Genomic DNA, 12,561 nt, shown 5'->3' with positions numbered 1-12,561 from the left:
TGATCAGATCGTAGGTTCTTGATTTAGTTCCATTGAATTACGCAACAAAGCCCTTTGTAATATTTAGTTTTTTTGGGTTAGAGTACTCGCATATTTTTTGCGTATATAACGTTTACGCATATAGCTTCGTCGTATAGTTTCAACAAATTGACAAGGCATTAGGTGATCGAGAGAATTATGAGTGACTACCAACTGACTGTGATTAGCCAAGTTTGGGTTTTATTAGCCTTCTACCCCATGGTTTCTTATCTCTACTACTTAAATTCCAGGTCGATTGCTCAATCTGCTCACGGCCTATTATCCTTAGTTGGATTTTTTTATGCTGTTGTTGCATGCGAATTTACTCAGTTTGACCCCCTGTATTATTGGTATTGGCCTATTGGTCTGTTTTTTGTCCTATCTTTGCTTTCAACAATCTACTCATTTAAAGCCTTTAAAGGGAAGAAATTAGTGCATCTCATTCATGTGGTTACCATCCTCTCGAATGTACTGACCAGTTTTGTTTCGTTAATGGCGGTAGCCCATGATTGGATATAAGCGCCAAACAAATATTTAAGATTTCGAAGGTCTTGCCACGCGACTGCTTGCCAACCCACTAGTGATATGAAAAAGCCATCACGAGGATGGCTATTTACGATTATAGATTGCAGAGGCACACCTTCATAACGCTCGTCTAAACGCTATTTAGTCAAATCGGCTTTGATCTGATCAACTTGATTCGCCAAAGAAGTATCTTGGAAATATTCACTGTGTGTTTTTCCTAAGTACAACTTCTTATTTGCTACTCGTTGATCCAACTTGTCTTTAACAATAGTGCCTTGTGCCAACTTATTGTTTAACTCAAGCGCAATTGCGGAGCTGTCTGAGACTATACTTCCTTTCGTATCGTAGTAACGAACTTGGCTGATATTCGCATCAAATGGGTCACAGTAAGCCGCTCCCAAATCACCATTTTCAATAATGCTGCTGTATTGTGCTTCGCTGATAGGCGTCTCTTTGTTTAGTACGAACTGGCTCCCTCGTACACACCAATTAATTCTTGTTCCAACACCTGGGAAGTATGCCGAGATCAAGTTAACTGCATAGTATGTATCTGGGGCTGACTGGTTTAATTTTGCATATCTATCAATCACCTTACCGCCAACAACTTGGAACTCAACTTTGCCATTGTCATAAGACTCAAAGAAATAGCTATTTCTAAACATCTTGCTGAAATTGACGTTATCAACAAAGCGCCCACTGTCGGATGTGAAGCTTTTCAGTTGCTGCTTGTGTTGAATACTACCTGTTGTAATGTTCGTCACTAAACCAACCACTGTGTTTTTCGCAGCGTCACTTTGCCAAGCCGTATAGTTACTTATATTTTGTTGAGGTGTGCTTGTCTTAGCATCGGCATCTACACTGTACTTGTAACTAAGCTCGGTAATGTCCTGGCCTACTTTATTGACCTTGGCATATGACTTGTAACGACGCGCTTCGCAATCTTGAAAATTTGCATCATAGTAGAAATAACTGATCCAATCTTTAGCTTCGATAGCTTCGGTGGTGTGAGCAGAGTAATCGACAATTCCGTTTGCGCCATAAACACCATAGAAACCTTTGAGATCTTTTTGCTGCTTAGATGATAGCTCTTCATTAAATTCATCGTCCCAACCAATACTGTAAATATTAAACAGGTTTAGAGACTTGATACACTCTTTGATATCAGTACTACCTATAGCATTAGCTGTATACATGACGGGACTACTATAAGAGTTTTTTGCAACGTCATCTTTTGGATCTGCAACACTTCCTGATGCCGGGGTTATGGACATTTGAGGAACTACGGTTTTAGTCTTTTTAGGTGGTGGCGCAGCGCTATCGCTACCACCACCGCATGCAGAAAGTGTTACAGCTAATACTGATATCGTTCGGATAATAAACTTCAAATTTTTTCCTCGGCATTTTGAGCAAGTGATTATATAAATGATCACTCAAATACGATCAAAAAACTAAATGCTTATATAACCAAATTCAAACCATTGACGAAACATACGTGTACGCCCGCTATCAAGACCAAATTTAATCTTTTAATAACAAAAAGTTAAATATAAAAATGGAAAGTAAGCGATTATTGACACGCTTGACAAAAGAAACCAATCACAACAAACGGTTCTTATACTGTTCTGGCGTTTGGTTCGCGTAACGTTTAAACATAGTGATAAATGGGCTTGCTTGGTTATAGCCCAATGTAAGAGCGACCTCTTTGACCGATTGGCCGTTTCTTAACAAGTCCATTGAGTACAGGTAGCGCACTCGTAGTCGCCACTCTGTAAAGCTCATTCCAAGCTCCGTCTGGCAGTGGCGAGAAAGGGTTCTTTCCGTAGTGTGGACACGTTCAGCCCAATCTTTCAGCGTCACTTCATCGGTTGGGTTCTCTTCAACAGAAGCTAATATAGGCGCTAGATACTTATTGTCAGTTGAAGGCAAGAAGTGGTGTTCAACCTCACGCTGCGCAAGTTGGTCAAGCAGTACCTGAACGAGCCTTTGATCTTGCTCTGTTTCCGCAACATTGATTCCACGCTCGCGAAAGTCATCGATAATAGAAGACACAATCGGCGTGATCTTTATAAGGCTGGTTTTATCTGGCAGATGTTGCGTGAGTTCTGGGGCAATATTTAGCGAGCAGTAGTCCAAAGGCTTACGGTTATAACTGCAATGCATCACCCCGGCTGGTACCCAAATCGCTAAATGTGGCGGCGCTAGAAATCGGGTGCTTTCCGCTTCCATCTCTAATATACCGCCACTGATCAATTGAACCTGTCCCCATGAGTGGCTATGAACTCGGGTTTCAGTGTTCGAAAGAAACGCTTCAAAATTCATAAATACGTTGGATGGTGCCTTATCAATTGATAAGGATGGATGAAGGTTTCTGGAGTGTTTTTTCAAACTTGTCTTCCTATCGCGCCTGATGTCTTTCTAAAGATACTTGTAAGTATAACGACCTGTCAAACTAGCCGCATCAACTCATTTGCGACGGAATTCACATGCATTATCTCTTACCATTTTTTACAGTCTGTATCTGGGCCGCCAATGCAATCGTCAACAAGCTTGCTGCAAGCACCATAGAACCTAGCGCGATGAGTTTTTACCGCTGGTTTTTTGCGATGTTAATTCTCACGCCTTTCTGCATTCGCCCAGTGATGAAACAGTGGGCTGTCATTAAGCCAAACTTATCTAAATTAGCGTTCCTCGGCTTTTTAGGCATGGTGTTGAACCAATCTCTAGGTTACTACGCAGGCTTAACCACAACCGCTTCTAACATGGCATTGATCACGTCTTTAGTCCCGTTAATCAGTGTGTTTCTAAGCGTTCCTTTATTGCACAAGTCGATTTCTAGTTTGAGTATTGTGGGTGGTGTATTGTCACTGTCAGGCTTAGCTCTGATGTTAGGTAAAGGCGACCCGTTATTCTTCATGCATCAAGAATTGACTCAAGGCGATGGCTATATGTTAATTGCGGCCTTTGTTTATGCTTCTTACTGTGTGTTATTGAAACGCTGGAAAATGCCAATCAGTAGCTGGGTGGTGATTTACATTCAGGGTCTGTTTGCTGTCGCGATGCTTACGCCACTTTGGCTTACCAGCGAACAGCTTTTACCACCGCAACAAGCGCTCCCATTGATAGCTTACGCCGCGGTGGCCGCTTCGATTTTAGCGCCTTGGATGTGGGTGAAAGCGATTGACACGATTGGCGCGGATTCAAGCGCGATGTTTATGAATCTGATGCCAGTTATCGCGATTGTATTGGCTTCCACCTGGCTGGGTGAAAAGATTAGCCAGTTCCACATCATTGGTGGTGTGATGGTGATTTCAGGCGTCATCCTCACGCAAATCAAAAGAAAGCCAAGGCTTGAGGCTCCCTTACCTCAGCAAAACTAACCCCGCTTAACCTGCGACAATGCCCATTCCATTTTCCACTCAGTACCTGCCTCGTTAGCAGGTACTTTTGCTTATTTTCAATTTCTCGATTCATGCTCTCTGATTTTATTTTTCGTTCATGAAGCTTTTAAGTACGCTTAATAATGGTGTTTGCTATTGCAATATCTCGCCAACTTCCATTTAATGCACTAAGTACGGTTTAAGTGTTCAAAGCGTTAGAATAACTCTCCAGAAAGCAGGTAACTGTTGCTCTAATCGCTCTCCTATGTTCACACGGCTCATGTAACCCAGGTCGCCATGAGCCATTTAGAAAGATTATGGCAACGAAAGAACCGTCTAGTCACTTTGGTTTATACAAAAGTGAATACTTTAAAATCGATATAAATTTAGCTTTAATACCTTAATTTACCGACAAATACAGATTATTATTGCAAAATGTATTAAACGAGTTTTCTAGCAATAATACGAAAGGAAATATCTACGCGAAGGTTCTATACTTTTCAGAACAGAAAGTAAGCTGATAAGAAAACAAACCTAACTATCGTTTTGGGATTAATTAAGATACCATCACTTTAACTAAACCAGATAAGCGACGGTTAGTTGGCTAACTCAAAAAGGTACCGATATGAGTACCACACGGCTTAGAAACACCTAGCATTCCGCTAGGTGTTTTTTTTGCAACCCACCCTTCCGCCAACTTGCTCGATAGAGTACTCCTCTGTTGGAGAGTCACGTCCACCTCCTTTAAACATCAATAGTCATCAACTCGCCATCTGTTTGAAAAAATAGTCTTGTTCGTGAGATTATCCGCTTTAATTTATGTCATCTTAAGTATATTGTTATTAGCAAGTAACGAGCATGTTATTCAGAACAATAATAATGAAGGAAGATAGATGAGCAGTCACAATAGCCGACAAGATGGTAAACGAGACGTTACTCTGCGTTTTTTAGCTGAACCCGGGGATGTGAACTTTGGTGGTAAAGTTCATGGTGGTGCCGTAATGAAATGGGTCGATTTAGCGGCTTACGCTTGTTCTGCTGGATGGAGTGGTAAGTACTGTATTACCGCTTACGCTGGTGGTATTCGATTCGTTGCTCCAATCCATGTGGGTAACCTTGTTGAAGTAAGTGCGAAGGTCATTTATACAGGGTCATCTTCTATGCACATCGCTATCGATGTTCAAGCCAGCGACCCAAAAGAACTCAACAACCGCCTAACGACTCACTGTATCGTTATTATGGTCGCTGTTGATGAAAATGGTAACCCGACTAAAGTGCCAGAATGGGTACCAGAAACATCAGAAGACATCGAATTAAGAGATTCTGCTATTCGTCTAATGAACATGCGAAAACAGATCGGTGAAGAGATGGAAGCACACGTAAAGTATCTTAAATAGGCGCCACTAACAGATCTACCCTACAAAACCTTATTACGATGCCAGGCAGTACTTGCTTGGCATTTTCAATTCCCTCTCTATACCCAAGTAAATCCGTTACACACCTAATGCTGACTATAAAGCGTGATACCCAGTCAAAAGTTAAAATGATCCGATACTTGTTCACGGATTTATTTTGACTGTAATAAAGTCGTCATTTTGCTCTGTTTAAATACCGCCAATCATAATGGATGTATTTAAATTTCTTGGAGCCACTTTTGAGCACAACATTTCCCACCCTTTGCGAATCTACACTGACGAACTTGAAGGCAGTTGAGTATCAATGGGTTAGAAGTTTGTACGTCGAAGGCTACGACACGAATGAAATTAACCACTATATCCAAGCTTGTTTTGGCGGTGATCAGACGTTTGCGGATCTGTTTCGTCGCGTAGCTCTTTATCAAGACAGCATCTATGTTTTACTTCAGCATTTAGGTTGCGCACCTTCTAGCAAAGAGTTCTAGTCTCACATCACCTCTTCCTTTTCCCCTTCCCTTTTTGAAATATTTACCACTAAATCAATAACTACCGAGAATACCCACCACAAAAAATTAACACGAGCCTGCCTTTATAGGCACTTTCTGTGTAATAGACCGATCCGTTGCATGCAAATTATTGAAGTATCACGCATGGAAATATTACACATATATCAATAGAGCTGTGGCCCCCTATACTGAGTGTCTGATTTGTGAGACTCGTTGATGTCTTCAATTAGAGAGATGAAACCGGAAAAATCCAGGAAAGAGGTACTTCAGTATTTAATGACTGAAAGAAACCAAAAAGACTGAGATAGAGATAGAGATAGAGATAAAAGTAGCGGGCATAAAAAAACCCAAGTAAGTACCTGGGTTAGAGTTACAAAAACCACTAATCATTAATAGCGTAAGGAACCTGATTAGTAGCCAGCTATGCGTAACCTGAGGGTTATTTTTATTACTGATCGGCGGCCAAACCAAATGATGTAATAAAAATGCCAATATAGAGCGACCTAACGGTCGCTCTTTTGTCTTTCTTATAAGGACAGCTTATCCTTTTACACCACCCGACGTCAAACCGCCAACTAACCAACGCTGAGCCAGTAAGAACACGATAGTAATCGGAAGTGCGGAAAGTACCGCTGCTGCCGCAAAGTCGCCCCATAAGTAGTTCTGAGGATATAGGTACTGCTGCATACCTACCGCTAGCGTGTAAGAGTTCACGTCCGATAATAGGATGGAAGCAACTGGTACCTCACCAACAACACCAATGAAAGATAAAATGAATACAACCGCTAGGATGGGTACTGACAGTGGTAATAGAACCAATCTGAACGCTTGCCAAGGTGTTGCGCCATCTAATGCTGCAGCTTCTTCCAAAGAGTTATCAATCGTCTCAAAGTAGCCCTTAATCGTCCAAACGTGTAATGCAATACCGCCCAAGTACGAGAAGATCAGACCGCCATGCGTATTCAAGCCTAAGAATGGGATGTATTGCCCTAATTTGTCGAACAGTGCGTAGATAGCCACTAGAGCCAATACCGCAGGGAACATTTGAAAAATCATCATCGCTTTCAGGATAGTTTCTTTACCTTTAAAGCGCATACGAGCAAATGCGTAAGCCGATGTTGTCGACAGTGTAACAATAAGAATTGACGTAATACCCGCTACTTTTATTGAGTTCCACAGCCAAGTCAGTACTGGGAATGGAGGCGGAGTAACTGAGCCATCAGCATTCGTCACTGACATACCCAGAGCCAATTTCCAGTGTTCCAAAGATGGGTTGTCTGGAATCAAGCTACCGGTTGCAAAGTTACCTTCGCGGAATGAGATAGCAATAATCATCAGTAGTGGGAAAATAATTAGCGCTAAGAAGCACCACAGCGCAATATGCGTTGCCCATACTCGGTATTTAAGGCTCTTACCTTGTACCATAGCCATTGTCGTGCTCCTTAATCTTGAGTCAATTTAGTGAAACGAAGGTTTAGTAACGCTAGTGCACCAACCAATAGGAAGATAAGCGTTGCGATTGCACTTGCTAGACCAAAATCTTGACCGCCGCCGCCTTCGAATGCAATTCGGTACGTGTAGCTTACAAGCAAGTCTGTGTAACCCGCTGGCTCAGAAGTACCAATCATGTTCGGGCCACCGTTCGTCAATAGTTGAATCATTACAAAGTTATTGAAGTTAAAGGCAAACGCTGCAATCAATAGCGGTGTCAACGGTTTTATCATCAATGGAAAAGTGATTCGCTTGAAGTTATCAAGGAAGTTAGCACCATCGATTGCTGACGCTTCGTATAAATCTTCAGGAATCGCTTTTAGTAGACCCATACATAGAATCATCATGTAAGGGAAGCCTAGCCAAGTGTTAACAATCAACACCATGGTTTTCGCTAAGATCGGGTCGGAGAACCAGTTTGGGCTTAAACCAAAGATACTCTCAAGCACCATGTTAATCTCACCAAAGCTCTGGTTGAATAGGCCCTTAAAGATAAGAATCGAGATAAATGCTGGTACGGCGTAAGGCAAAATTAGTAAGACACGATACACAGCACGGCCTTTCAGCTCTTCCCACTGCACAACGTTTGCCAGAACCAAACCAATTGCAAGTGTGAAGGCTACCGTACAAATGGAGAACACAACCGTCCAAATAAAGATGCTGATAAACGGTTCTTTGATGCCGTCATCTTTCCAAACACGTTCAAAGTTAGCCGTACCAATGTCTACAACAAACCCTGGAGAAATGGTGTTACCGATAAACTCACCTTTCTCGTCAACCGGTTGGTAGAAACCCACTTCCATGTTTGGTTTCAATATTTCGCCAGATTCATTGTTGTATAACGTTTCCCCGTCATCTTGAAGCGTGTAAAGCGGTGCAACGGCAGCAAATTTACGTAAGCCGCTCATGCGGATGTCATCACCATTTGGCAGATGGAAATCGACACCACTGATCACAGAGCGATTTTGGATGATCGCTTTGATCTTCTCTTTTTCACCTTGTACAGAGTCAATTGCAGATAGGTCCATCTCTGTTGATGTCATGCCTTCCAGAGAAAATACATCAGTTGCTAACAGCTGGTCGCCATCTTTCACAACGATCTGGTGACCGTTATCTGTTTTGTACAAAGTGAATGGGTAGCTTTCACCGCTTTGGAATGAACGGTCTAAAAGAACGGTTTGAGTACGCTCTAGAGAGAGCTGGTTTTTTGCGCTGTAGTTAGTAAACGCAAGCCCTACGGTATATGCCAGTGGGAAAAGAATGAATAAGATCATTCCGGCAATACCGGGGTAAATATAACGGTGGGCGTAAGTTTTCTTACTACCAAAAATGTAAAGAGCCAAAGCCGTTAAAATCACAGTAAGCAGCGCAAATGCGAGCTCACCGCGAGAATACATTAAAATTGTAGCGTAGCCATTAATTAAGCCAACACTACCAAGCAACCCCCATTTGATGAAGACGCTTTTACTGCCTGGAAGGCTTGATGGTGCCGGGATCGCATCTGAACCTTGAACTGACTGCATAGAGGAACCTGCTAACGAGATATAAAAATAGAAAAGTAAGGAGAGGTTGCCCCCTCCTTAAAAGGTAGTGCTTGGTTGTTACTTAGTCATTCGAGCTTCAGCACCTTTTAGTGCTTGCTCTACTGATTGACGGCTATCAACTACGTTGCCAATAGCTTCTTCCATGCTGTACCAGAATGTTGTGAACTGAGGGATGTTAGGCATGATTTCGCCGTTCATCGCGTTATCCATTGTTGCTGCAATACGAGTGTCGCTGTCTAGTTGACGTTGGAAAGAGTTAAGAGCAACAGCGCCTAGTGGCTTGTCGTCGTTCAAGCTCTTCATACCTTCATCAGTTAGTAGGTAGTTTTCCATAAACTCAACGGCTAGATCACGGTTTGGAGAAGCGGTGCTGATACCACCAGCCCATACACCAACGAATGGCTTAGACGCTTTACCGTTGAACTTAGGCAATGTTGCTACGCCGTAATCTACGCCAGCTTTCTCGATGTTTGCCCAGCCCCAAGGACCGTTAATTGTCATTGCAACGTTACCTGCTACGAATTCAGATTCAGCAACTGAGTAATCCATATCCGCAGAAATAACTTTGTCTTTTACCATCTTCTCAATGAAACCTAGAGACTTCTGAACACCGTCAGTCGCTACGCCTGCATCTTTAATGTCGTAACCTTCCGCTGTTTGCTTGAACGCGTAACCGCCGTCAGCTGCAAGTAGAGGCCATGTGAAGTAAGCGCCACCACGTAAAGGCCACATGATTGCTTTCTTGCCATCTTTTTGAAGCTTAGCGTTTAGTGCAGGGATCTCTTCCCAAGACTTAGGTGGGTTAGGGACAAGTGCTTTGTTGTAGATAAGAGAAACTGACTCAACTGCAACTGGGTAAGCGATTGTTTTACCGTCGTAAGAAACAGCATCCCATGCGAAGTCTACGATACCTTCTTTAGTTTCCTTAGAAGGTTTGATATCAACAAGAAGACCTGCTTCTGCAAAACCACCAAAACGGTCGTGTGCGTAGAAAATCATGTCTGGGCCATCGCCAGCTGCTGCAACCTGAGAGAATTTCTCTTCTAGTTTGTCAGGGAAAGCGACGGTTACTTTAACACCAGTATCTTCTTCAAAGCGTTTACCTACTTCAGCCATTCCTTCATAAGCTTTGTCGCCACCAACCCAAATAGTTAGTTGACCTTCTTCGATAGCAGCGTTTGCACCAAAAGAACCCAGAGCAACGATTGTGCCTAGAGCTACAGCGCTTAGAGCGTTTTTCATGTCAATATCCTTTTTATATTTATACGTAGGGCGCATTCAATTAAGACGAGCCAGTTTTCGGAGGCTATGATCTGAGAAAATCAATGACAGCTCATCATCCTAGCCACTACGCCCTAGCTATTATGGCCTAATTTCGTGATCGTCATCCGGTAAGATTGGCGAGCGAAGTCACAAAGTAGATACTCATCGTGATCCACATCACCGTTATGCGGTGGATTTATTTGAACTGGATCGCCAGTTATAGATAACCCCCTTTATCTACTCCTCCCCTCCTACTCCCCCTAGTTAATTTTCTATTGGGAGGATGTACCATTACGCGAATTCACCGAAACTGCATTCATCCAAGAGTGGATAGTAAGAACCCTTTACCAGCGAATGTTATGCGTTGACGCATTCTTCATTTAGTTGGCTTCACTGCCCGCTGTTGTCTTTATTAAGCATCGAGCTAAATCTGTGATTGAATCACGGGGGAGATTTAGCTGGATGTGGGGGAAATAGGCACCAGTTTGGCTATGACGGGTGGGCTTGGTTAAAGAATTCAAGTCCCACCCACTTTTTTCTTACTCACTCAATACTTACCAATTCCTACAGTTACTGCTGACCCAAAAATTCCTTATAATGATCAGCAGTAAAACTTAAAATTTGATCGATCGAGGACAAGCTAGATGGCGAGTGTCACGTTAAAAAACGTTTATAAATCATATGGTGATGTACAGATTTCTAAGGACGTAACCTTAGACATCAACGAAGGTGAGTTCGTAGTATTCGTTGGACCATCAGGTTGTGGTAAATCGACGCTATTACGCTGTATCGCAGGTCTAGAAGATATTACGTCTGGTGATTTGTACATTGGTGAACAACGCATGAACGATGTTGAGCCATCAAAGCGTGGTGTAGGTATGGTATTCCAATCTTACGCGCTCTACCCTCACCTAAATCTCTACGACAACATGTCTTTTGGTCTTAAACTGGCAAACGCCGATAAAGCTGAAATTGACAAGCGTGTAGAACATGCTGCAGAAATCCTTCAGCTTGGTCACCTTCTTGAACGTCAACCTAAAGCATTGTCTGGTGGTCAACGTCAACGTGTTGCGATTGGTCGTACTTTGGTTTCTCAACCAAACGTATTCCTACTTGATGAGCCTCTATCTAACCTGGATGCAGCACTTCGTGTTCAAATGCGTTCACAAATCACCAAGCTACAGCGTCAACTGGGCTGTACCATGATTTATGTAACACACGACCAAGTTGAAGCGATGACAATGGCGGATAAAATCGTTGTGCTTGATGGTGGTTTTGTTTCTCAAGTGGGTAAACCTCTTGATCTTTACCACTATCCTCAAAACCGTTTCGTTGCTGGCTTTATTGGCTCACCAAAAATGAACTTTATGTCGGTTCACATCGAACAAGCTGAAGCTGAACGCGTATTGGTACAACTTTCAAACGGCATGACTTTCTGGATCCCAGTTGATGGCACGACTGTCAACGCTGGTGACCGTATGTCTCTAGGTGTTCGTCCTGAGCACTTATTGTCTGCTGAAACAGGTGATGCGACGATTGAAGCTGATGTGTTGATGGTCGAGAAGCTCGGTAACGAAACACAAGTTTACCTAAACCTCGACAGTGCCGATGCTGACGTTATCTATCGCCAGCCAGACACGTTGACGATTGAGTCTGGTGACAAGCTAGCGATTGGTATTCCTGCACACCGTTGTCACTTGTTCCATAGCGATGGTCGAGCATGTCGTCGCTTGTACAAAGAGTACGGCACCGACTAATCGGTTCGTCTTTTTAGGATATAACTTGCCCATATCGAATCCCTCTTACCTTATAAGGGGGATTTTCCGTTTAAGACAACCAGTTTTACCTTCACTAAATAGATCGCGCTTTGTCTGTTGTCTGTTGTCTGTTGTCTGTTCAGTATAAAAACAAAAAAGGCCTAGCGAATGCTAGACCTTTATCTGTTGGAGCTAAAAGCCACCCTATCTAAACGATAAAGATATAGGCTTGCTCAACTTTAATACCAATCGTAGTAAATAACTTAGTGAATTGGCGTATCACTTGTTTTATTGAACTGGCCAAAATGCTGTTCTAACACTTCAGGTGTCAGTTTGCCTTCCGCTTCTAGTCGCTTAAATTCAGCAACGATCGCTTTTTGCTCTTCAAGTGATGGAAGTTTCACTTCAGGCTCATCGCCCATCTCTTGAGTCATCTGCTCTAGTTCTTTTTCAAAATCGCTCATGATACTTACCTAAATATTAAACCTAGCGAGATTTTACTCATTTACGCTCTATGATGCTAGGGCGATTAGGTGCAAAGCCCGAAACCAGATCAAGTGAACATCAGCTTAAATGCAGAACTGCGGTCTGAATGGCGACGTTCAACGTAAAAAGCGATACCAAACGTAACAAGCTATACCAAACGTAAAAAGCAGTATCAGACG

General features: G+C 42.7%; 11 protein-coding genes. 5 read left to right on the top strand and 6 right to left on the bottom strand.

Annotation, left to right across the window (positions count from 1 at the left end):
• Positions 1–177: 177 nt before the first annotated feature.
• On the top strand, positions 178–537 hold the full coding sequence (locus AB6D07_RS10630) for a hypothetical protein (RefSeq protein WP_017096226.1): 360 nt from the start codon (positions 178–180) through the stop codon (positions 535–537).
• 143 nt (positions 538–680) lie between these two features.
• Here AB6D07_RS10630 and AB6D07_RS10625 read toward each other — a convergent pair whose 3' ends face one another.
• Both AB6D07_RS10625 and AB6D07_RS10620 read right to left on the bottom strand, forming a co-directional pair.
• Positions 681–1,928 carry a hypothetical protein gene (locus tag AB6D07_RS10625; protein WP_017104283.1) on the bottom strand — a complete coding sequence of 416 codons (1,248 nt, stop codon included), beginning with the start codon at positions 1,926–1,928 and terminating at the stop codon, positions 681–683.
• 211 nt (positions 1,929–2,139) lie between these two features.
• Positions 2,140–2,928, bottom strand: coding sequence for a helix-turn-helix domain-containing protein (locus tag AB6D07_RS10620; protein ID WP_017101015.1), 789 nt, complete (start codon positions 2,926–2,928; stop codon positions 2,140–2,142).
• Positions 2,929–3,026: 98 nt separating this feature from the next.
• Here AB6D07_RS10620 and AB6D07_RS10615 point away from each other — a divergent pair, with 98 nt between their 5' ends.
• The 3 genes from AB6D07_RS10615 (at position 3,027) to AB6D07_RS10605 (ending at position 5,820) form a co-directional block, all read left to right on the top strand.
• Complete coding sequence (locus AB6D07_RS10615; RefSeq protein ID WP_017101014.1) at positions 3,027–3,920, top strand: DMT family transporter; 894 nt, start codon at positions 3,027–3,029, stop codon at positions 3,918–3,920.
• An 893-nt stretch (positions 3,921–4,813) separates the two neighbouring features.
• Positions 4,814–5,317, top strand: coding sequence for an acyl-CoA thioesterase (locus AB6D07_RS10610; RefSeq protein ID WP_012600206.1), 504 nt, complete (start codon positions 4,814–4,816; stop codon positions 5,315–5,317).
• 230 nt (positions 5,318–5,547) lie between these two features.
• The gene (locus AB6D07_RS10605) at positions 5,548–5,820 is read left to right on the top strand and encodes a hypothetical protein (protein WP_012600205.1); all 273 of its coding nucleotides are present in this window, start codon (positions 5,548–5,550) and stop codon (positions 5,818–5,820) included.
• A gap of 561 nt (positions 5,821–6,381) precedes the next feature.
• Here the strand turns inward: AB6D07_RS10605 and malG are convergent.
• The 3 genes from malG to malE form a co-directional block, all read right to left on the bottom strand.
• The gene (gene malG / locus AB6D07_RS10600) at positions 6,382–7,272 is read right to left on the bottom strand and encodes a maltose ABC transporter permease MalG (RefSeq protein ID WP_009845806.1); all 891 of its coding nucleotides are present in this window, start codon (positions 7,270–7,272) and stop codon (positions 6,382–6,384) included.
• Positions 7,273–7,283: 11 nt separating this feature from the next.
• Positions 7,284–8,855 (bottom strand): maltose ABC transporter permease MalF, encoded by a 1,572-nt coding sequence (malF, locus tag AB6D07_RS10595; RefSeq protein ID WP_009845807.1) that lies wholly within the window; start codon positions 8,853–8,855, stop codon positions 7,284–7,286.
• 78 nt (positions 8,856–8,933) lie between these two features.
• On the bottom strand, positions 8,934–10,118 hold the full coding sequence (malE, locus tag AB6D07_RS10590; protein WP_009845808.1) for a maltose/maltodextrin ABC transporter substrate-binding protein MalE: 1,185 nt from the start codon (positions 10,116–10,118) through the stop codon (positions 8,934–8,936).
• A gap of 665 nt (positions 10,119–10,783) precedes the next feature.
• Between malE and malK the strand changes: the two genes are divergently transcribed.
• Positions 10,784–11,896, top strand: a complete 1,113-nt coding sequence (malK, locus tag AB6D07_RS10585) for a maltose/maltodextrin ABC transporter ATP-binding protein MalK (protein ID WP_017104284.1) — start codon at positions 10,784–10,786, stop codon at positions 11,894–11,896.
• A gap of 263 nt (positions 11,897–12,159) precedes the next feature.
• Here malK and AB6D07_RS10580 read toward each other — a convergent pair whose 3' ends face one another.
• On the bottom strand, positions 12,160–12,360 hold the full coding sequence (locus AB6D07_RS10580) for a chromosome segregation ATPase (RefSeq protein ID WP_009845810.1): 201 nt from the start codon (positions 12,358–12,360) through the stop codon (positions 12,160–12,162).
• Positions 12,361–12,561: the final 201 nt, after the last annotated feature.

The organism is Vibrio sp. 10N.239.312.C11, from assembly GCF_041466065.1.
Lineage (GTDB): Bacteria > Pseudomonadota > Gammaproteobacteria > Enterobacterales > Vibrionaceae > Vibrio > Vibrio tasmaniensis_A.
This window is presented reverse-complemented; position numbering and strand designations above follow the sequence as displayed.